13 protein-coding genes are annotated in these 23661 nt (G+C 41.6%); all 13 read left to right on the top strand.

Annotation, left to right across the window (positions count from 1 at the left end; genetic code table 11):
* The first annotated feature begins 114 nt into the window (after positions 1 to 114).
* The 13 genes from G586_RS24390 to G586_RS0100235 all read left to right on the top strand — a co-directional run bounded on the left by G586_RS24390 (position 115) and on the right by G586_RS0100235 (position 23631).
* Positions 115 to 501, top strand: a complete 387-nt coding sequence (locus G586_RS24390) for a type IV pilin protein (RefSeq protein WP_051204301.1) — start codon at positions 115 to 117, stop codon at positions 499 to 501.
* 158 nt (positions 502 to 659) lie between these two features.
* Complete coding sequence (locus tag G586_RS0100290) at positions 660 to 2957, top strand: LTA synthase family protein (protein WP_196811519.1); 2298 nt, start codon at positions 660 to 662, stop codon at positions 2955 to 2957.
* A gap of 99 nt (positions 2958 to 3056) precedes the next feature.
* Positions 3057 to 3422 carry a hypothetical protein gene (locus G586_RS0100285; RefSeq protein ID WP_026526074.1) on the top strand — a complete coding sequence of 122 codons (366 nt, stop codon included), beginning with the start codon at positions 3057 to 3059 and terminating at the stop codon, positions 3420 to 3422.
* A gap of 33 nt (positions 3423 to 3455) precedes the next feature.
* Positions 3456 to 5177 carry a GspE/PulE family protein gene (locus G586_RS0100280; protein WP_026526073.1) on the top strand — a complete coding sequence of 574 codons (1722 nt, stop codon included), beginning with the start codon at positions 3456 to 3458 and terminating at the stop codon, positions 5175 to 5177.
* 54 nt (positions 5178 to 5231) lie between these two features.
* A complete protein-coding gene (locus tag G586_RS0100275) occupies positions 5232 to 6284 on the top strand; it encodes a type IV pilus twitching motility protein PilT (protein WP_242831943.1) in 1053 nt (350 codons plus the stop codon).
* A gap of 59 nt (positions 6285 to 6343) precedes the next feature.
* A complete protein-coding gene (locus G586_RS0100270) occupies positions 6344 to 7567 on the top strand; it encodes a type II secretion system F family protein (protein ID WP_026526071.1) in 1224 nt (407 codons plus the stop codon).
* 1 nt (position 7568) lies between these two features.
* Complete coding sequence (locus tag G586_RS0100265) at positions 7569 to 8360, top strand: prepilin peptidase (protein WP_026526070.1); 792 nt, start codon at positions 7569 to 7571, stop codon at positions 8358 to 8360.
* A 13-nt stretch (positions 8361 to 8373) separates the two neighbouring features.
* Positions 8374 to 9945, top strand: a complete 1572-nt coding sequence (pilM, locus tag G586_RS0100260; RefSeq protein WP_026526069.1) for a pilus assembly protein PilM — start codon at positions 8374 to 8376, stop codon at positions 9943 to 9945.
* A 1-nt stretch (position 9946) separates the two neighbouring features.
* The gene (locus tag G586_RS0100255) at positions 9947 to 10543 is read left to right on the top strand and encodes a hypothetical protein (RefSeq protein ID WP_026526068.1); all 597 of its coding nucleotides are present in this window, start codon (positions 9947 to 9949) and stop codon (positions 10541 to 10543) included.
* Positions 10544 to 10545: 2 nt separating this feature from the next.
* Positions 10546 to 11214: a hypothetical protein gene (locus G586_RS0100250; RefSeq protein ID WP_026526067.1), complete on the top strand. Its 669-nt coding sequence runs from the start codon at positions 10546 to 10548 to the stop codon at positions 11212 to 11214.
* 22 nt (positions 11215 to 11236) lie between these two features.
* Positions 11237 to 11470, top strand: a complete 234-nt coding sequence (locus G586_RS0100245; RefSeq protein ID WP_026526066.1) for a hypothetical protein — start codon at positions 11237 to 11239, stop codon at positions 11468 to 11470.
* A 13-nt stretch (positions 11471 to 11483) separates the two neighbouring features.
* On the top strand, positions 11484 to 12062 hold the full coding sequence (locus tag G586_RS0100240; RefSeq protein ID WP_155833989.1) for a hypothetical protein: 579 nt from the start codon (positions 11484 to 11486) through the stop codon (positions 12060 to 12062).
* Positions 12063 to 12102: 40 nt separating this feature from the next.
* On the top strand, positions 12103 to 23631 hold the full coding sequence (locus G586_RS0100235; protein ID WP_026526064.1) for an InlB B-repeat-containing protein: 11529 nt from the start codon (positions 12103 to 12105) through the stop codon (positions 23629 to 23631).
* Positions 23632 to 23661 lie beyond the last annotated feature (30 nt).

Here is a 23661-nt window from a genome sequence, read left to right as displayed (position 1 = left end):
TTTTTTAAGAAAAATTCACTTAAGTATTCTTGTAATTATCCGAAATAAAGGATAGCATAAAACTATAAACATCAATTCATTATTGGTTTTCAAGCAAAGAAAAGGAGAAATGAAATGATTAAGAGATTAAATGAAAAGAAGGGCTTCACACTTGCTGAACTCCTTATTGTAGTTGCAATTATCGCAGTTCTTGTTGCTATTGCAATTCCGATATTTACCACTCAGTTGGAGAAGAGCCGTGAGGCTGTAGATCTTGCAAATGTTCGCTCTGCTTACGCTGAGGTAGTTGCTGAATATTTGGATAGTGGAGCGTCTGCTGCGACGTCAGTTACGGTTGCTGCTCAACAGACAAAAGGCAACTGGCAGTGCGCTAGTAGTGCAGCTACAACTACTATTGCTACTCCTATCGGTTCTGGCAGTTCAGTTAGTGTTCCTGCCAAGACAGCAGGCAATAATTATACTGTAACAATAAGTGCCAGTGGTAAAGTTACTGTAAATTAAGTTTATTGATTTGCTGAACTGGAATCATCAGGATAGTTCCGGTAAGCTAACAGCCATAAAGGCGCTGCCTTGCATGCAGGGGAGCGCCTTTATTTAATACGTTGGGGGAGGCGTATGAGATGACTGGTGTTATCAGGCGAAGATTACTAAGTTTTTTTATGGCTTTACCGCTGGTATTCGTTCTTCTGTTTTTTGGGTACTTTCCGCTACACTACGATATTGTCCTTCATACGGATAATGTTAAGGGTGAAGGAATTTGTCAGACTTATGTTTGCCCTACTGTAGGTATGGCCGCATTTTATACTGTGGGATTTTATTTTGGGAGCGAACTAAAAAAGGCAACAATCAAGGGCTACCATTATGATGTCAATCCAATAGAACTCATTATTTCGGATGTTTCTGAATTTGAGATAACGGGAATTGATTCATATTGCAAGGGAATACATTTAGGACATTTTAGGCCAACGGATATCCTTAATAGTGGTGAGACAGTTGAAGGTACCTTTTCAAAAATGGCCTCGCAAAATGGGGTTTTGCACATTGATGTCAAAGATTCTGATGTTGGAGCAACTATAAAGTTTTCTCTTCCTTTTATACCGGTTTGGTTCCGGATTGTATATTTTGCGGGTATAATCCTGATCTCACTAATCTTTTCAATAGTGTTCACGTACATTTTTGAACGGATAAAGTGGCTTCAGATTTTTGTGATGCACGCTACATGTATTGCGGTGACATTACTGGCCGGATGCTTTTTTTGCGGAAGTCTTCCTTATGTTACGTATAACAATTTTTTGTTAAACTGGCTTTTTCTATTCGCATTTAGTCTGGTTTTAAATGGTATTACGCTACCATTTCTAGGAACAATATTCACGATGGCTTTTACAACCATCTGGTATATAGCAAATTATTTTGTGATCACTTTGAGAAATAAGCCGATTATGCCGGCGGATTTAAAGGCCATAGGCACGGCAAAAGAAGTCATGGGCGGCTACACATTTGTTCCAAGCTGGCAGATGCTTCTTGGTATCGCGGTAGTGGTAGTTTATGCGGTATTACTGATCCTTATCTGGAAGGAAAATAAAAAAGAAGCAGAGAAGGATACCGTAAAAAGGGGTATTATCAAGCGCTGTTTGACTATCGGAACCGCTGCATTACTAATGGTTGTAGGAATAAATACACAGACCTTTAAATCTCTTTCATCTTTTGCGTGGGATGTGGTTTTACTTAAGAGCTTTCATGCGGAAGGTATGGTGACTACATATCTGAAAAGTGCTATCAATGCACATGTAAAGAAGCCGGATGGCTACTCATCAGAGCTTCTGAATAAATATCTTTCCGAATATGAGAGCAATCCAGGCAAAGATGATACGGCTATCCACCCAACAAATATCATAATGGTTATGAATGAAGCTTTTTCGGATCTTCGCATAGTTGGGATGGATGATAGCATAGATGTTATGCCGTTTATAGACAGTCTGGATGAAAACACAATCAAGGGAGAGCTTTCTGTAGGGGTATTTGGCGGCGGAACATGCAATACTGAGTTCGAAGCTCTTACAGGAAATACACTTGCTTTTCTTGGAGCGGGGGCATATCCATATACTGAGAATGTCACGGATAAGATGTTTTCTCTTGCGTCATATTTAAGGGATATTGGATATGACACCGAGGCATTTCATCCCAATGTGCCTCAAAACTGGAACAGAAATACAGTGTATCAGTATTTTGGATTTGACCGGTTTCATAGTATTTCGGATTTTGAATCCTTTGGCGAGATCACATATCTTCATAATCAGCCGGCAGATGTTACTGATTATCGATATATTGAGGCTGTCGACGAAAAAATCAAAGAAAGTCCAAGATTTCTGTTCGACGTAACAATGCAGAATCATTCAGGATATGAGCGCTGGCTTGACGTTGAAAAAGCAGGAACCGTAGAAGAAAACGGAAACAATCTTTACGTAGATACTCAGGTGTATTTATCTCTTATCAAAGCGTCTGATGATGCAGTAAAACAGCTGGTGGAGAAATATCAGGATAGCGATGAACCTACGATGATTGTCTTTTTCGGAGATCATCAGCCGGGACTTCCCGGAGCCGCGATTAATGAGATTTATACCGATTTGGAATCACAGCTTGACCTGTATAAATCCAAATTCTTTATTTGGACCAATTATGATACGGAGGAACAGAGCGATGTACAGATAAGTGCAAATTATCTACCATGGCTGATACTGGAACAGGGTAATTTCCGGCTTCCACCATACATACAGATGCTTAAAGAATTACATGAAAAATATCCTATCATTTCCTCCCAGGGAGTGATGGATAAGGATGGAAACATTTATACCGGCGTTGCTGAAGTTATGGATGATCCACTAATTAAAAAATATCAGTATATTCAGTATGCTAATTTGTTTGATGAGATCGATTCTGCCTGGTTTGAGTTCAAATAGATGAGAGCGGCAGATAGGACAACATTGATGTAATGCTGAAAAAAGTGATATAATATAAACGGAATAGTATTCATTTTTATCGTCTACAGGATAATGCCTATGGATAAGATAAGAGATAGCAAAGGAATAGCCCGAACAGTGGTGCTGTTTGCACTAATTGCAGTTGTGCTTGTTACAATAATTGCTATAAGGATTATTCGTAGTAATGCAGAAAATACTTTCAGAGATATGGACAATACAATAGTAACTTCTGCAGAACGGGAGGCGCTTGTCAATTACATGCAGGATGACTCCCTGACCGACACTGTGGCGGTATTTGATATCGAAACTAAAAAGTTCATAGAACCAGCAATGGCTAAGCAGACAGTTAAACCCTATGGAAACTCAAAAGAGCATCGGGGAAAATATCTGTTAATTTCATTTGGAGAAGACCATAGTATCTCTTCTAAATGGGTGGCACCGTAATTACTTAGTTTGTATATTTCAAGAGGGGGAAATATGCCAAAGAAGAGGATAGGTGACCTGCTTATTGAGCGAGGCCTAATTACTGAAAAAGAGCTTCAGTTTGCTTTGGATATGCAGAAGCAGACCCGTGAAAAGCTCGGTGAAGTTTTGATCAACAACAAAATAGTCACTCCGGAGGATATTGCGCAGACACTGGCTGTGCAGCTGGAGGTTGACTACATAGATCTGGGAAAGGTGAGCATTCCTCAGGAAATGGCAAAGCTTGTGCAGAGAAATACTGCAAAGCAGAATCACCTTGTTCCGGTTCAAAAGCAAGGGGACACTTTGTATGTGGCAATGGATGACCCCTTGAATTACTACGCTCTTGATGAGGTGCGCAAGGTTGCCAATCTTAAGATCGTACCTCTTATTGCGACTAATGCATCAGTTGAGAGAGCTATTAATACCCTGTATGGTAATGAAAATGCCAGACAGGCTATTGCAGACTATAAAAAAGAGCTTGGCACGCAGGGTGGTGAAGATAATGAACCGTCGCTGTCAAACTTTGACTTTGTAATAACTTCTAATTCTATCACCGGAGATGGGGAAGGTGCGCCCACCATCCGTCTTGTTAACTCGATTATTGAGCGTGCTGTTTCCGAGCATGCATCAGATATCCATTTTGAACCAAGAGAGCATGATATGGATGTTCGCATGCGTATTGACGGTGTGCTCAGAGATATTCTAAAAGTACCGAAGGACGTAACTGTTGCAGCTATCGCCCGTATTAAAACCATGTCCGGAATGGACGTTGCAGAAAAAAGAATTCCACAGGACGGCAGATTTGCTGTAAGTGTTCTTGGCAAAAGCATCGACATGCGTGTTTCCACACTTCCTATTGCCTGGGGCGAAAAAATCGTATGCCGTCTTCTTGATAAATCCAACACAGAAATTGATAGAGAAATGCTGGGACTTAGCCCGGAGGATATGGAGAAGTATGAAAAGCTTATCCATTACAAAAATGGCGTAATGCTGCTGGTAGGACCTACCGGATCAGGTAAGACCACCACCATGTATGCCATGCTTAACGAGCTGAATACCAGGGATGTCAATCTGGTAACCTTGGAGGATCCTATCGAGTATAACCTTGAAGGATTAAATCAGGTGCAGGTTAACACCAAGACAAATATGACCTTTGCAAACGGACTAAGGGCAATACTTCGTCAGGACCCGGATATCGTATCTATAGGTGAGATTCGTGACGGTGAGACTGCTGAGATAGCTCTTCGAGCTGCTCTTACAGGACGTTTTGTAATGAGTACCATCCACACCAATGACGCGGTTGGTGCAATAGACAGACTTATGGACATCGGTATCGAGCCATATCTGATATCAGCGACCCTTAGAGGCGTTATATCACAGAGACTGGTAAGACGCGTATGTCCTTATTGTGCTGAGGAATATGAGCCACAGAGAGATGAAATTGAAAAGCTTGGAATTAAGATCGAACCCGGTACAAGATTCAGATTTGGAAGAGGATGCCAGCACTGCTTCAATACAGGGTATTCAGGACGTATAGGTGTCTTTGAAATCATGATGGTTACGCCTGAGGTAAGGGAACTTATATATCAGAGAGCAGGAAGGACAGCTATTGAAAAGGAACTGAAAAAAGAGAGTGCAGGCTTCTTGTCACTAAAGGAAGCGGGAATAAAGCTTGTGCTTGAAGGCATAACAACAACCTACGAAGTACTGAGGGTAACAAACGAGAGCGACTAAGAAAACAGCAAATGCAATTGAAGCGTACTAGACCACGCTTATGAGGAATAGGCCATGATGACAATTGATGAACTGGTAGCAAGAGCTAAGGCAGATGGAGCATCTGATATTCATATAATATGCGGACTTCCACCAAAGTACAGAAGAGGCGGAGATCTTGAAAATATGGATGAGACTCCTGTCACACAGGAAGAGTGTCTCGAGCTTGCAAGAAAGCTTGCGGGAACAGAGGAAGCCTTTGATGAACTTATGACTACAGGTGAGCTTGACGCAGCGGATACCTTTGCTGATAACAGATGCCGTATTCATCTGTTTAAACAGCAGGGAGTGCCGTCGCTGGCTCTTAGAATTTTGTCAGAGCATATTCCTGAGCTTTCTACCTTGGGACTTCCCATTGCGGTTCAGGAGCTTCCGAAACTTCATAAGGGAATAGTGCTTGTAACAGGTGAGACAGGTTCTGGTAAGTCAACGACCCTGGCGGCCATTTTGGATAATATCAATCACAATTATAAGCGCCACATAGTAACGCTTGAGGATCCGGTTGAGTATATGTATAAGCCGGATTTATGCGCAATTAATCAAAGAGAAGTAGGTAAGGATACTAAGAGCTTTGCGATGGGATTAAGGGCATCTCTTCGAGAAGACCCTAACGTAATCCTCATAGGTGAAATGCGTGACAGGGATACCATCGAGACGGCAATAACGGCAGCAGAGACAGGACATCTTGTCTTCGGAACCTTGCACACCGGAAGTGCTGCTGATTCCATAGACCGTATGGTACAGGTATTTCCTGAGGCGGCGCAGCAGCAGATAAGACTGCAGCTTTCAATGGTACTGCAGGCAGTTCTCACACAGCAGCTTATTCAGAAGAAGGGCGGAGGCAGAGCTCTGGCATCTGAATACATGATAGTAACGGATGCAATCAGAAATCTTATAAGGACAGGAAATACACCGCAGATCGCGAACGCAGTGGCAACAAGTGCAGAGCTTGGCGGTCAGACGATGGATCAGTCAATAGTTATGCTTGTGAGAAGGGGCTTGATCACAAGAGAAAACGCACTTCACTATGCAGTTAATAAGGACTTCGTATCAAGAAATATGAACTAACGGGTTTAAGCTTTTTGCATTGAGAAAAGGTGTCAGCGGAGCTGAGAAGTGAGGGGTATATGAACAGCTACAAATATACGGCACTGACGTATTCGGGCGAGAAGATTGAAGGAATGCTGGAGGCAATCGACAAGCTCGAAGCCACAACTAAAATCAGACAACAGTATCATGTAGTCCTTTCGGTTAAGGAAATACAGGGAAAAAGCATCGATCTTCCGGAGTTTCTTGGAGCAGATATCGGAGGCAAGAAGCTTGACTCAAAGGGCTTTACCATCATGTGCAGTCAGTTTGCAACCATTCTTTCTGCAGGTATTCCCATTGCCAGAGCCGTAAAGCTGATAAGGGATAAGACTACCAATAAGGCTCTTAAGAAGATGCTTGGCAAGGTATTTGAGGATGTAGAAGCAGGAAGAGCTTTATCGGCATCCTTTAATGAACACGGAGCAGGTCTTCTTCCGCCAACCTTCTGCGAGACCTTGAGAGCAGGTGAAGAGGCAGGTGACCTGGCAGGTTCCTTTGAATCCATTTACAAGCATTTTGATAAGCAGACCAAGATGGGAGCCAAGGTTAGAAGTGCCATGTCGTATCCCCTGTTCGTATTGGCTGTGGCTGTAGTAGTTGTAATGATACTTATGGTGAAGGTAGTGCCTACTTTCACGGCAATATTTGAGGAAATCGGAGGCGAGCTTCCGCTTATGACAAGGATGCTCATAGGAATATCCAATTTCTTCAGTCACTATATTCTGGTGTTAGTATTCATAATCGCAGTTATAATGGTCGCTTATCTTTTGTATAAGAGGACCCCAAAAGGAGCGAGAAAGCTGGCGGAGATTCAGCTAAGGCTCCCTGTGCTTGGAAATATAGCTGAACTTAATGCGGCAAGCCTTTTTGCAAATACCATGGCTACAATGATAGGTTCAGGACTTCCTGTTACAAAATCAGTGAATATAACCTCAAGGGTTATGACTAATGAAGTGTACAAGGAAGAACTTGCCGGAATGGTCGGGAAGATAGAAGAAGGAAAAACCGTGGTGGACTCCATGCGTGAGACAGGAGTTATGCCCGATATCCTTACTGATATGGTGGGCGTCGGAGAAGAAACCGGTGAGCTTAAGCACACCATGGATGTTGTAGCACAGTATTACGACAATGAACTTGAGCAGGCAATCACAAGAGCAATAGCAATGCTAGAACCGGCTCTTCTGATTTTTATAGCAATAGTTGCAGGCTTTATAGTAATAGCAATCTACATGGCAATGTTTACGATGTATCAGGGAATGTGATGTGGCAGAGAACATATATTACAGCATATGCATAGCTCTATTCGGACTCGTTTTTGGATCTTTCTTAAACTGTATGGCTATGCGCATTGTGAGAAAAGAGGATTTTGTAAAGGGAAGAAGCCACTGTATGGAATGTGGCCATGAGCTTTCTGCCATTGATCTTATACCGGTATTTAGCTATGCGATAAGCGGAGGGAAATGCAGATACTGTGGAAAGAAAATATCAGCAAGATATCCTATCGCAGAGCTTAGTTTTATGCTAATGTCACTTGTTTTGTTTCTGCATACAGGATCCGACTTTATAGTGTTTTATAAAAACTGGATTCTTACAGGCTGTCTTTTCGCAATCGCACTGGTTGATCTGGAATCCTTCGAGATTCCGGATAAGCTGCTGATAACAGCTCTTGTAAGCTGGATAGTTTTTTCAATATTGGAAATTATTCTTGGCAGATATGGTCTTAGATATTTTGTCAGCAGATGCCTTACCGGGGTGGGAGTATTAGCGGTGATGCTGATTCTTAGCCTTGTAATGGATAAGCTATTAAAGAAAGAGAGTCTTGGAGGCGGAGATATAAAGCTTTTAGCACTTCTTGGATTATACCTTGGAGTAGCAGGCACCTATGAACTGATATTTTTGTCCTGTATTTTAGGACTGATATTTGCATTTATAAGAAAGAGAATAAATCCGAATGCAACAAAGGAATTTCCATTTGGTCCCGCGATTGCAATGTCGGCGTATCTAGTACTTATAGTTGGTGATTCCATAACAGCCTGGTATGTGGGGCTGCTGTGAGAGGGGAGAACTGATGGCTAAAAATCAGGGCATATTGGGAATAAGTGTTTCACATGGAAGACTGGCAATGACCTTGATGAGGGGCGGTGTTGTACGTAAATCCTATTGGGAGGAAATACCCGACAATATAGTAGAGGGTAATAAAATCCTCTCCTATAACCTTTTTGCTGAATTCCTGAAGGAACAGATGAAGGATAAGGGATTAAAGTGCAAAAAAGCTGCATATGTAATTCCTGACAGCGATATTTTTGTGCGAAAGGTTTCCATGCCCAAGCTTGAAGAAGAGCAGCTTAGAGATAATATCCCATTCGAGTTCAAGGACTTTATTCAGGGCGAATTAAACCAATATGTATTCGATTATGTAAAAAGATCAAACGATAATGAAGAGGAAGCCACAACGGTAGAACTTTTGGCATATGCAGTTCCGCTTGTGTTGATAAATGACCTGCGCGATATGCTTAAGATGGCAGGATTAAAGCTGGTAAGAACTCTTCCTGAAACTTCGGTTTATGAAATTCTCATAGGAGCTCTTGGCGATGAGGAGGAAGTAAAAAAAGAGAGATGCTTCATGGATATTGGTCGCCGTGGCACCAGAATGATGGTGTTTAAAAACGGTGAATTCAAGCTCTCACACATGATAGACATCGGTGAGGATCACATTATTCAGGCTCTGGCAGATGAAATGAATGTCGACGTTCATCTTGCGATTACTTACCTTAGAAACAAATATAACGATTGTGACAAACTACCTGTTGCAATTAATGCATATAAAGACATTTCCATAGAGGTATTAAAAGGTCTGAATTTCTATGAATTTTCAGATATGACATCTCGTCTTAATGACGTGGTTCTCTGCGGAACAGGTGCCATGACAGAACCTCTTGTTGAGATGTTAAAGGAACGTGTTGATAAAAATGTGCTGACTATGGACGAGCTGTTTCCTAAGTACAGTCAGCAGAAGGAAATAAATGTTACCTATGGTTCTGTTGGAATACTGCTTAGCGACGCAGTAGGTGTTGATACCAACAGTAATCTTGCAGCGGCCGGAAAGAAAAAGAAGACAAATATCTGGATCGCTGTATGGGTCGCAGTTGCAGTAATTGCTGCTCTTGGCATTATAGGTAAATTCACACTATGGGATAGAGTGCGAGTCCTGGTAAACGAAAGAAGTAAGGCTCAGAAGCTTCAGGAGCAGGTTGATTCCATAAGTGCAAGTATTGAGGGGGCAGGTGATCTTAAAAATGAGTATTATCACTACACGTGGGATACCATGAATGAAGAGGAAATAGGGAGAATAAGCAGGCTCGATGCTGCAAAGCTTGTTGACCTTATAGGAAAACAGAGGATGAAGGTTACCTACATGAATCTTGTGAAGGGTGTCATGACCATAGATCTAAAGGCTGACACTTTGGAGGAAGTAAGTAAGCTTACAACACTTCTCAAGGAGCAGGAGATAGTCGAGAGCTGTTCTGTTGCATCAGCCCAAACCATTGAGGATGATACAAAAACGGAGGAAGTTGAGTCGGGGGTAAATGCTGAAATAAAGGTATATTTAATTACGAGGTCTTCCACAAAGGAGGAATAACGTGAACATACTAAACAGAGCTTTTACTAAAACTGAAAAAATTCTTCTTGTTCTACTGCTGATAATTATTATCGGTGCAGGCTACTATCTGTTTGTGTCAACTCCTATTGAGCAGGGGATAGCAGCGGCGAAGAAGGAGCAAAATGCCCTTACCACGGAGCTTGCTGCAACTGAGAACAAGATAAACAGTATGCAGGCCATGTCGGAGGACATAGATGCCAATAAAAAGGCATCGCTAAGCTATCTGCCCAGCTATAATGCCGGAAAACAGGAGCTGGATTTTTTGCATGCAACACTTGATAAAACTATGGATTATTCGGTCAGATTTACCGATATAACTAGAGAGGGGGATCTGATTAGAAGACAATGGGAAATGAACTATACAGTGAAAAGTTTTGCTGCAGCGGAAAAAATCATAGAGGAGCTGGAAGGGTGTGAAATCAGATGCCTCATTGAGGATATGGTAGTAACACCGTTTGTGCTCGGGGAAAATTTAACCGATGATGAAGTAACGGTTAAGCTCACGGGAGCATTCTATGAAACCATGCACGATGGCATTCCCGATAAAGAGCTTCCGGAGGATTCTCTTAAGGAATAAAAATGACTCCTTTAAAGAAAACGACCAAATTAGTCAGAAAAAAACTAAATACCCGCGGAGCATCAATGGTGGTAGCTCTGGTGATATTTATTATCTGCTCCTTTGTGGCGCTTGCTATTGTAAATTCAGCAATTTTAAATGCGAAAAGAACAATTGCCGAGAGAAAGGGAGATATAGCGTTTAAAGCGACCACGCAGGCAATGAAGCTTATCACTGATTGCATTAAGGATGACTCAATCTACAGATATGAAGAAGGAGTCAGTGCAAATGATGATAATAATACCGTAAAGGGTATGGAGGAAACCTTTGGCCTGAAAATAAAAGAAATGGCTGAGACAGTAGCATCAAGCAATGACGAAACAAGTAGGACTATTACTTTTGAAAGCGAAGGTTTAGACGGATTAGACGGAACACTTAAAGGGAAAATAACAATGCAGTCGGATTTCACAATAAATGTGGATGTCTGGATAGATGGTGGTAAAGAAGATTATCCCCTTACGCTGACAATACCGGGATCGTCGCAAACTGTGCTGGAAGATAAAATTGGAAAAAAAATCAAACCTGAAGTTAATGCCGCAGTTGCTACTGGAACATTTGAACAAAAGGAAGTGACGTATATTTCCTGGTCGAAAATCGGAATGTATGTTACCGGAAAGAAAGCGAGTTCATAAGCTTTGGAGAAGGTTAAGGGAAATGCTTGATAAATCAAAAGTAAAACTTAAGAGTCGTGCCGGAGAGTCTCTTGCAGAGACTCTTATAGCGCTTTTGATAGCAGCCCTTGCACTTTTGATGCTGCCACAGGCAATGGCTGCTGCTACCGATGCAGATATAGCAGCCAGGAAAAAATCAATATATTACGATAATCCGACCCCGAGTACGGGAAGTGAAATAGAGGTTGTTGTTAATGGTTTTACTATAGGAAACTAGGTTTGCTTTTGGTATGAGTACTATAAAAAAACTAATAAGGCAAATTCATAGAAAAATGAGGCGATCCGGCAGTAAAGGGTTTTCGTTTGCGGAAATGCTTTTTGCCATTCTGATATTGCTTCTTGCCTCTCAGCTTATAGCAGAGTCGTTGAGGCTTGCAGCAGCACATTATCTAAACTATACCAACCATGCAAATGCTCAGATGATAATGCCTACGCTTTCTGGTTTTGTTAGATCGGAGATGACAACAGCCAGTGAAATCGAGAAGGTTGGAGATGAAATAACTTTTTTTGATGGAAGCGGACTGATTGGTGGTCGCTGCAAGATAGTGGATGGTGATTCACTATATCTTCAAAATGTTAAGTACACAGATAAGAAATATTACCCAATAGTTGGCATGAATGGCGAGAACGCTCACGACTTTGCCGAAAAACTGGAGATAGAGACCACATTTGAGGCAATAGATACGCCAACGAAAGCTAATCCATATTGGAAATTTGAATTAAATATAGAGGTGTTTGATAAAAAGGGAAAATCATTAACTAAAGGGAAATCTGAAATTATAGTACCGGGTGAAGTTCAAATAAATTGATCTAACTAGTTTAAAAAATACAGACTGGGAGATGTGGGGTATGAGAACAGTTAACACCAAGGCGAATTCTAAAAATACTCAAAATAGAGCAAAGGCTGGTTTTACACTTGCGGAAGTTCTGATAGCGATTGCTATAGTAATAATTCTGCTTGCTGTAGGGATAATTTCGGGTACCAGGTTGATCAGGAATAACAGGCAGGCTCACCTTGATAAAAGAGCGGAGTCTGTCTATTATGCTGCCCAAAGCAGAATGATGGAACTGTTTGCAACACAGGAAAAGGTTGAGAAACAGATTACCCAAAATGGAAAGACGGTGACTCTTTTCGTTGTAGATGAGCTATATAATACCTCTAACAAGTTTGACTATGGTGATAATGATCGTAAACTGGCATACGTTACATCAAATGATACAAACAGTATTGTATTCAAGGATAAGAGCCTTACTGAAGTCGGCGGAGCTTCATTTATCATAGAATACGATCCTATAAGTTTGGATGTTTATGCGGTAATACTCTGCGATGATCCGTCAAAGGCAGGGATATCAACCCTTGCTGGGCTTACTAAGCAGGATAGAGATGCAGCTTTGCGTGGCTCGGCTCAGGACAGAATTGGTGCATATAATGGCTATGTTGGTTACTATGCAGAGGGTGAGAATCCTGCAGTTGGCGCGAAGGTTGACGCAGGGATTTCTGCAGGTGCATGGATTGTTAACGGACGTGATCTTTTAGGAATAGTAAAAATCACTGTTGATAAAGAAACTAAGAATCTGTTAACAAATCTCAACTTCAAACTTACAGTAAGAGGCCCTGTAACAGCAAACGGCAGCAGTGAAGAATATGCGGAAATCGATATCTCTTCACGTCAGATAGTCTGGCAGAATTATCAGGGTGCGCCTGAAAACAATTATCTTGATATGGAGGGAACTGCACAGGGTTCCGGCCAAAGATTTATTACAACAAGTGGAACACTTGATCCGAGCTATCTTGGAGATGTGACTAATTCCAGTGATACATATGGTCTTATAGGTTATATCAAGTTAGATTCGCTTGATAAAAATTATCATCTGAGCGACCTTTTAGCTACTCCAAATAGTACAGGAAGCATTATCCCCGGTGAAGATATAAGCTTAACCTTTAAAGTATGGGAACCTTATCAATTAAGTAATAATACTTCAAGTGAAGTGGGATTAAATGCAAGAAGTGCAAGTGCTGTTTCAAATATTGAAAACAGCTTATTTGGTGACTTCGATTATCTAAGTAACATGAGTGTTGCTGAGATTGTCTATCCCAGACATCTTCAGAATCTTGATTATGAGTATTCGGAAGTGGTTGCATCCGCAGCTGATCAGGCTCCTACAAGCGGTGGGAAAATCGCAGCCGTCCTTGTTGAAGATATTGACTGGTCTGAGGATCTTAATCTCTATAAGGGTGAGGTGAGAAATTTCACACCTATATCAAATGATCAGCTTGCAACATTCACAGGCATGGGCACTGAGCTTGATATTACATCGGCAACGCCTATAATTGAGCAACTCGCACCGGTTGTTCTTACTTCCGCTGCCGACGTAACAGCCACGGATCCGGAAGCTGCTTATAATGATCCTAATTCTACGAATAAATATCACGTTATAGAGAACATCAAAATTGATACTGCAAATACTACCTATCCTATTGTTGGCACAGATAAAAACGTAGGATTGTTTGGTGCGCAGTCAGACATTACTATTGCAAATCTGGTCTTAAGAAGCTTTGACTTAACTAACACTGAGGCAGTACCTACCGGCATGCTGGCAAGTAAGCTTACAGGTACTTCGGCAGTTAAAAATGTATTTGTATATAACAAAGTAGATGACGCTATTGCTAAGGCAGTGAATGGACTTGCAAGCACAGGTGGTGTTATTGGTGAAGCAGAAAACTGCACTATCGATGGCGTGGTAATAAAGAATATCTGTGTTTCTTCAACGAATGGAGATGCGGGAGCACTTCTTGGTAAAGGCATAGGTACTATTAAGAATGTCCTTGCATATAACGGCGCTGTTACACCGGATGTTGGTAGCGGGGCTGCTACGACCATAGATTTTGATGATTCGACTTTTGAGATAACGGCTGCTCAGAGTGCCGGAGGACTTATCGGCGATATGACAGGTGGATCTGTCGATGGCTGCGGTGCGGCTCTTTATGTAAGGTCTACTACCGGAAATGCCGGCGGCCTCATTGGAACAAATGCGGCAACTGTTTCAAAGAGTTATTCCGGTGGACATACAATAACTAAAGATGGAAAAGCCGGTATATATAGTGATGAAGTCGCAGGCCTTGGCAGAATTAATGTACAGGGGACAAATGCCGGAGGTCTTGTTGGCGTATCTTCAGGAAGTATTGACAGCAGTTATTCTACCTGCTCTGCCGCAGGGTCATCTTCTACAGGCGGTCTTGTTGGAACATCCTCAGGAAGTATTGGTAACTGCTATGCAGTTGGACGCGTTCTTATGGGCGCAAATCCAGGAGCTATTGCCGGATCAGCATCAAGTATGTCCGGTTGTTATTACATAAGCCTTATAAATGAATCCTATGATACTACAAATGACGAATTTGTATATTTGTATGGTTTAGGCGGTGCTACAGAGGAAACTTCCGGAGCAACTGCCGTGGACGTTGACGAGGAGAACGGAATAGATGGAATCGTCAAATATAACATGTTCATGACTGATTCAGCGGATATGGCCGGTGTATCTGATAGAGTAGCCGCTCCATATGACCATTTGTATACAACCTATGGAATGAAAACAAATAATGATCTTGCGGGAACAGGTTCAGCCACTGATGAGTACTATTTTACAAAGTCTCATTACGGCGATTGGCCTGTACCTGAGCACATTATTTATAACGCTGATGGTTCCGGTTCTGCATCCATTAAAAATAGAAACAGTAATAACTTCTTCGTGATAAATGCTATGGCTATGGGCGGAGAAGCTCAGGAAGGAGTAGGGGAAGTACCTGCTAATGTCAGTGCTCAGGAACCTGAAATAGAAGAAGTTGTTTTTGAAGAACCTGAAGAGATTGAGCCGGAATCTTTGGGCGAAGCTTTTTTTGAAGATTTGGAAGAGGTTGAACCGGAAGCATTGGGAGAAGCTCCTTCTGAAGATACGGAAGAGATAGCTGCAGAAACACAGGAAGAGGCTGTATCCGAAGTTCAGGAAGAGACTGCGCCGGAAGTTCAGGAAGAGAGTCAGGAGGAGGCTGCTGAGCAGCCACAGGAGACGCCTGATGCTGAGGTTCAGGGGGAAGAGACATCAGAATCCCCGGATAGTGCGGCCACATCACCGGAGGGAGAAGCATCCTCTGAAAACACAAATGATGAGAATAATGATGCATCAACAGAAACAACTTCTGAAGAAGCAGCTTCATCAAGCGACGAAGCCTCATCAAACGATGCAGCTTCATCGGATGACACATCTGTTGCAGATGGTGCATCTTCAACGGATGATGCATCAGCAGAAACTACACCTGGGGAAACTCCCGGTGAACAGGATGCTGTAACTGATGATGCAACGCAGGTACAGCCTGAAAAGGCGGATGAGGAAGAAAAAGACAAAGAATTAGATGAAGAAGAATCAAAAGAGAAAGAAGAGGAAGAAGATGAGGTAGAGATTTCTGCGGGAGAACTTTACTCTCCTGAGGAACTCGTTAAGCTCATTTATGGCGAAGATGCTGAAATCCCTGAGGGGGCAGAGGTACAGGTTGTTGAGCTTACTCCTGATGATGATAAATATGATGAGTACGTTAATGGTGCGACAGATGCCCTTGAAATAGGAGGCGAGGAAGTTGCAAGCGTTAAGGTTCTTGATATAAAGATAATCAAGGACGGAGAAGAGATACAGCCTAAAGCCTCTGTAAATGTTGAGGTTAATACGCAGCAGCTGTATGAGAATAACGAAGTATTCTCAGATGACGAGATATTGGCTGTTCACTTTAATGAAGAGAGCAATGAAGCGCAGGTATTGAATACTGAGGTTAAGGTGAACGAAGAGGAAGAAGCGCCTCAGGAATCAGAAGAGAATACTGCCGTAATTGAGGCTGCGGATTCTGTAAGCTTTGAAACAGACGGCTTTTCAGTTTATGTCTTTGTTCAGCCTATTAAAGAAAAGGTAGTAACAGCATCTGATGACAATGTTTATGAGATTGTTGCAACTTATGATAATGCTTCAGGTATTCCTGCTGGTGCTGAGCTTGTAGTAGAAGAAATCGAAAAAGGCGGGGATGGATACGATCAGTATGTTGAAGAAGGAAAAGAGTGCCTTGGAATTGGTGACAGACTTTTAACATACGCACGTGCCTTTGACATATCCTTTGTAGATCAGGAGACAGGAGATAAATATCAGCCTACTAAGGATGTGAATATATCAATAAGGCTGCTTCAGGATGATCTGTCTGAGGATGATGAAGACAGCATGATTTCTGTTGCTCACTTTGGTGATGAGGCAGAGGCAGTAGGATTTACACTTGAAGATGGAGCAATTAACTTTAATACCTCAGGATTTTCAGTATACCTTGTAGCTCACACAGTAAAGGAGAAGGTAGTAGAGTGTAGTGATGGCAGCAGATTTAAGGTGACCGTTACCTACGATGGAAGAGCAGGTATACCCGGAGATGCTGAGCTTTCAGTTGATGAGATTATTGAAGGCGATGATAATTACGATGATTATGTTCAGATAAGCGCTGACCTTCAGGAAAAGGAAGTTGAGAGCTTTCTATTTGCGCGTCCTTTCGACATCAAGCTGATAAATCCGGACACAGGAGAAGAGTATCAGCCCGGTGAAGGTGTCAGGGTCAGCATGGAGCTTCTGGACACAGAGCTTAGAGAAGATGCGGATCTTTGTGTTGTGCATATTCCTGATGATGCGGAAGATGCTAACATCATGGATTTTGAAGTAAATGATGGATCTATTGATTTTGAGACAGATGGATTCTCAGTATTTGTATATACTGACAGCACATTTTTACGTACATACAGATTCTTTACATATGTAAGCAGTACAGATACAAGATATATAGAATACTCTATTTATACAGATGCAGGAAGCACAACATTTACTCAGAAGCTGAAGAATAATACAGAACAATTGGTAGTTCCGAGACTTCCATCACTCCAAGGAAGTGATACTTCAACGTTCTCGGGGTGGTTTGAAGGAACAGGTGTTACTACTGAAACTATCGGAGAGACAACATATTTTACACCGTCATCTCTTTCAACCACGGAATTTGACTTCGATGATATTCCTGAAGTAACTCAGACTGAGACAATATATGTGTTTGCAAAATTTGCTGACTATGCATATGTGATTTTCCACGATCAATATAACGGAGCAAGTCAGTCGTTCCCTGTTGCACAGACTAGAAGAGGGGAAAAGACTAACGGTGTTGCCACAATTCAAATAAGTGATGTAACAGTTGCCTATGATGATGATACTCAGGGCAGCGAGAACAGTGCGCCTAGTTATGCATTCTATGGATGGTCGTATACTCCGATAACAATTCCCGGGTCGCCTACTGATGATAAGGGACAGCTTGTGTCCAAAATTGATACTGATTCTATTAGCATCACAGATAAAACGGAACTGTATCCGATATTCCAGTCTATATTCTGGCTGAGCTATAATGCAGGACCGTCAGGATCCGGAGCAACTTATGTACCTGCTAAATATTACTATAGCGGAGAGGGCCCCACATCACTTACTGTGCCTGTTCGAAGCGGTTATACCTTTGCGGGATGGTATGCGGATGCTACAACAGATGCTGATGGAAAAGTAACAAGTGGTAGTCGAATTTCAGATGAAAATGGTGTACTTCTTGATGGAGCTTCTGGCGATACTGTGCTAGTAAGCGGTGGAAAGCTTGTGCTTTCCGGTAGCACGAAGTTGACTGCAGACTGGGCTGAGGCGAGGGTACAGTATTCACTTGTTTTCTGGAGACAGAAAGCAACAGATGCGCCTGACCTTGCTGATGATGCAAAGACATATGATTATGCCGAGAGTATAACAAAATATGAAAATTCAGGTGTAACAGTGGGTGTTGATGCGCAGTATAAGAACCTTTCAACAGGAGATTATAAAGGATTCCATTTTGATCGATGTGATGATAATAAGGTGGTTAATAGTAATGGTTCAACTGTTCTGAATGTTTATTATGACAGAAATGTGCATACCTTTACATTCAGGGCAAATAACAGCACATCTAGTAGTAGTAATGCAAACAGTCCAATTGTCCATACAGTCAGACGATTGTATGGATCAGATATTAATAATATTTGGTCGTTTAGAGGAAGTAATGGAATCAATTATCCTATAACTGGAAGTTCTAATAATACTTCATGGGAACCTATTAATTCTTCTTCATTTTCAGGGCGACTTACAAGAATAGCGATCATGCCGGATGAAGACATAGCGTTTTACCATACTATAACGAGGAATACTACACGATATTTCTATTATTATGTAGAATCACTTCCCGGGGATACCAATATTCGTACCTTTGATGGCAGACAGTTTACTTTATATACAGATCTTACAAATGATTTTAATAGAGTAATTTATGATGTAGACTTCTGGGAACTTGAAGGATATACAAGATATAAGATAGGTACTCAGAACGGAACTGATGTAACAACCACAATTAGAAATGGTGGTACTCAAGGTGCGCAGTGGAACAATAGCTGGAATAATATATTGTATTTCTATTATTTACGTAATGAGTACACAATAGATTTCTATGATTCATATACGAATAGCTATGCATATGTTAATGGAGCACAGCTTGGTTCAATAGGCATTAAATATGGTTACGAAACGAAGGGGTATGTTCCTGATGATCCCTCTCCGGTAGAAATACTGACAGGAAATACCTTTGTACCGAGAGAAGGCTGCACATTCCGGGGCTGGTTTGCAGACAAAGCTTGTAGTACGCGAGTGTTCTTTGAAAATAATGACGAATACAGGAACTATACTGAAAGTAAGGTCCTATATGATACTATGCCCACAGAGAATATCAAGGTCTATGCCGGATGGGAAGAAGAATATTATCTCATACAGATTGACCCCAATTACGGACAGTTAAGCTCTGAAGAGGCAACATGGTTCTGGGAAAAGTATAATGGAGATCTTGTACAGGAGTATACCGATGTAACCAGGGATTATGTAGAGTCTTCTTCCGGTACAAGTTATTATGTAAAGAGAGACAGAGCTTATTATAATCTGGGAGATGAGTGGACATCGCAAGAAGAAGGATTGAACAGACGGGCGAATTATACAACCAGCCTTGACGGTGTGAAGGATTTCACAAGATATAAGTATGTTCAGAATGCTTACAGATATGCCGGCTGGTATGAGGTAGATGATCAGGGAAATGAAACCCTGTATAACTTTAACAGCCCAATAACGCATAACTTAAAGCTTGTACTTCACTGGAAGAGAATAGGAACATACAATGTTCAGTACAATCCGGTAGTTGAGCAAGATGGTGTTACCCTAACTGGAACAATAGATGGTGGCGATAGTAATGAGACAGTATTTGCTGAACTTGACGGTGATGATTACTCTGATAATGCAGATGTTGTTGTAACAAGAACAGCAAAGGCTCCTGAAGGGTATAATTTCGTTGGCTGGAAGATAAGGGGAGATGACTCAGGTAAAGTTTACCATCCTGGCGAATCATTTATCATGAAGGCTAAATATACTGTTTCAGTCGGTGGAAAAGATGTAATTTATCTTGACGCTGTATATACGAGGATACCTACAGCCAAGATTATTTATGATGCAAATTGCGGAATTATAGATGAAAGCATTATAGATTTTGGTTCACCTACGGAAGAAAATGCTCCAACTCCCTCCACAACTGTGGATGAAAATGCTAAAACAGCAACTATCGGACAGCTTGTTAATAACAGTGCGATTCGTCTGTCTGATGGAACAGGTTTCTCACTTGGATCTGCAGAGCTTATGGGATGGAATACTGCACCGGATCGCTCAGGTGATCATTTTGATCTGAATGGTGATTACTACGTTGATACAGAAGATCCTGTTACTCTTTATGCTGAATGGAGAGTAAAGGTATACTTCGATAAAAACTGGCCTGAAGCAGGATGGGGAGGAAGCTGGAACGATACCGATACACAGGGAAATAGAATATTTACTTATGATAGTGATTTGGACAGATACTATACATATGTCTATGTAAATAATTTGGTTCCTGTGCCTTCATGTATCCCGGAATCTCCGGATCCCACTAAGATGTTCTATTACTGGTCCAGGGAGAGATACACTGAACATCCCACACAGTATAATTTCAATGCTCCTCTTACAGATGGAGACGTAATTTTGTATGCTCACTGGGATAATGTAAAATCCATACCTGCACATGCAGTAGATACATCAGAACCTACCTTTGTCAGAAAGGATGAGGATTGGCTTGTAAATGGAAGAAATACAGTTGTTGATGTCAGCAATGAAGAGGTAATGCTTGCCACGGCAACAGATGTATCTCCATATGTAACGGGCGTAAGCAGTGACTATGAGTTTGCATTTACATGCGTAAGTAATAGTGTTGCTAACTGTTCAGAAGACAAGGCCATAACGAAAGTCTGGTATAACATAAATGCTGGATGCGTATATGTTGCATATCAGAATGGATTAACAGGAGAACTGGACAGTGATGATGAAATATACTTTGTATACTTCAAGAATCCTAAGATTGTCGATATAGGATATGTGTGGATGAATACGGACAGATCGCTCAGTTCTGTCGCGGTTAATCAGAATGCTCCATTAACCGCAGAAGTCGGTAATTACAGCGTTAATGGAAATATTACAGCTCCACTGTCTTATCAGACAACGACTAATTATGGATATTATGCATATGCGATAGGAAGTGTCAATGCAACATCTGATGCTGATCTTAAGCAGATAACTGAGGCTTCAGGCACCAATGCCAACCGACCAATCCTCACGACTAAGAATAGTTGGAATGGATTCAGATATTCAACGGATGGAAATACCTGGACAAATGTTGGATATGAAATGAAGCTTTATGTAGTCTACTTCGAAACAATACCATATGTTCTGACTCTGAAGGAAAAAACCGTTGGAACACAGAGCGATATGGAGGAGTATTTTACCTATAACATAACTATTGTTGAGAATAAGACCATTGTAACTCAGCAGCAGACCAGAACCCAGACTAGGACTAGGAGTATTTGGACGGGTGGTAGATGGAGCGATTGGAGCGATTATTCAGGCTACCAGAATGTTGGAGTGGCAACTACAACGACTACCTCAAAGGAAAAAGAATACCCAGAACCCCCTGATGGGCCTATACAGTTGAAGAATGGGGAGAAGGAAGCAATTTCACTGTTTTATGCTCCTGGTAATGAGGAAAGAACAGTGACAAATACTACGACATCCACGTCAAATAATGGCAACACGGAGACTCGGACAGAGTATTCAACACGTACTATAACTACAATCACACAGACCATCACAATAACCCAGACTAAAAAAACAGATTTTGATGTTGATAATGAGGCAGTTGATGGCAATACTGGTACGGCTGTGGGAATCGAGATCAACGAAAGAACATATAAATATTCAACTGACCCGAATGACCCTGCAGGCAGTGCAAATGGTACACTTAGCAATCCTAATGTTACATTTACCAACATCAGGAAAAAAATCAAGGTCGAGATACATGTAGCGGTTGTTGATGCTGATGAGCAGGGAAATACTGTGATTTTCCAGCGAGACGAAACCATGCGTACCGATGGTGAAGATACTACCGTAAATAACAGCTTTGATGTGGAAATCAACTATCCTACCGGTGATCATACAAAGGTATTTGACCTCGACGATGAAGGTATTTTGCATGATCTGCCTCCGATTGCGACTGTGGATACTTCAGGTATCCTTAAGACAGGTTATGATGGATACGGTTTTGCGGGTGTTGCATATGGCTGCGAGGATGCCGATAAGAAGGTAGAATTAAAGTGGCCGCGCAGTACCCTTGACGGAATTACCTCCCTCGAAAAAATAACCTATGGTAAGCTAGTTGAGAATAAAGATAATTTATATGATCTGTACTTCAACCAGAATAAGGATTTTAAGGTAGATGAAGATTTCCAGGATACAGACGTGCATCCTCTATACAGATTGTATTATGTATATTACAGATTGCCTAAGGTTGTATATGTAAAGGAAAGTGAAGGCGGCGTTCTAACAAGAGTTAAGGGATCACTGGATGGAACGAATGTAGTTGATAATATCACTTACAACGGAAGCGAACAGACTATAACAAGCGGACTAAATAAGTATTCGAACGGAGGATTGTTTGCTCAGGAGCAGCTTCTTCCGGTAACCAGTGATCTGTTTACCATAAGCCAGACCTCGTCAGAGTACTTCAATATGCTTCCGCTGATGGATGATGACACCAACAAGCTGTATCTGACATACTCGATGGTTGGTATAGGTAAGACCTCGGATCTCACCAAGATCACTGATCTGGATGGTTATGTGGAGTCGGGAACGGGACCTAATTATGCACCTTTGTATCTGAGGCTTTTGGATAATCAGCTACAATGGAGTAAGGATAACGTCACCTGGAGCAATTTCATTGGTGAAGCACCTACCATATATGCAATTTATAAGGAGAAGGGATTCCATCTTAATATAGCCAAGGTTCTGAAGAATTGGTCAGGATCAAGCAAGGATTTCAAGATCAGAATCAGCTCCCTTGCAATTATGGAAACAGTTTATGAGGTTGAAGGAACAGGTGCTGCAACCATAACTGCTACGCCTATATCTGTGAATGATCAGACAGGTGAGACACTTCCCGGCACGATTGATATAACTGTCAAGAGCATCGGAGATCTGGGTACAGAAGGTACTAATGGAAATACCATTAGAGCTCAGGATATTCAGAACAGCGGAGTAGTGATAAAGGGACTTGCGAAAGGACATTATACTATCAGCGAGATTCTTGCTGATGGCAGCGGCTCCTTTGAACTTGAGGCAGAAGCCGGAGATAAATGGGAAGATATCTGGGAAGTATATGGTACAGAGAATCCTTCCACCAAAGTGACAAGAATAAAGAAGGATCAGATTGTTAAGACGACGGAGACGGAAGGAAAATTCATGACTCTTCCGGAACTTGATTTCACAGAGCTGATCATTGTAGGTGAAGGAGAAAATGCTGTAGCATCCAAGATGGTTCTTCTCGTAAATACGTCCGATAAGACAAGAAGAGTTATCTTAAGAAAAGAGGTTAAAGACAAGAACAAGCCAATACCTGGCGTTGTATTTGATATTCATAATGCTGACGGATCTCTGTTTGAAGAGAATTGTACATCAGGATCAGCCGGTGCATATTATGTGGGAGAGATGCCATATGGAACCTTCTACATACATGAAAAGTCACCTTCCGGTGGATATTACGAGCTTAAGATCTACGATAAGGATGACGGATCAGAGTACGGTGTAGTTGAATTATCAACGGAGTCAAAAACGTCGATAGAAGCTTGGAAAAATTAAAGTTAATATTTGCTGTGATCACAATAAGTG

Origin of the sequence: Butyrivibrio sp. VCD2006 (assembly GCF_000423925.1) — a bacterium.
Lineage (GTDB): Bacteria > Bacillota > Clostridia > Lachnospirales > Lachnospiraceae > Butyrivibrio.
This window is presented reverse-complemented; position numbering and strand designations above follow the sequence as displayed.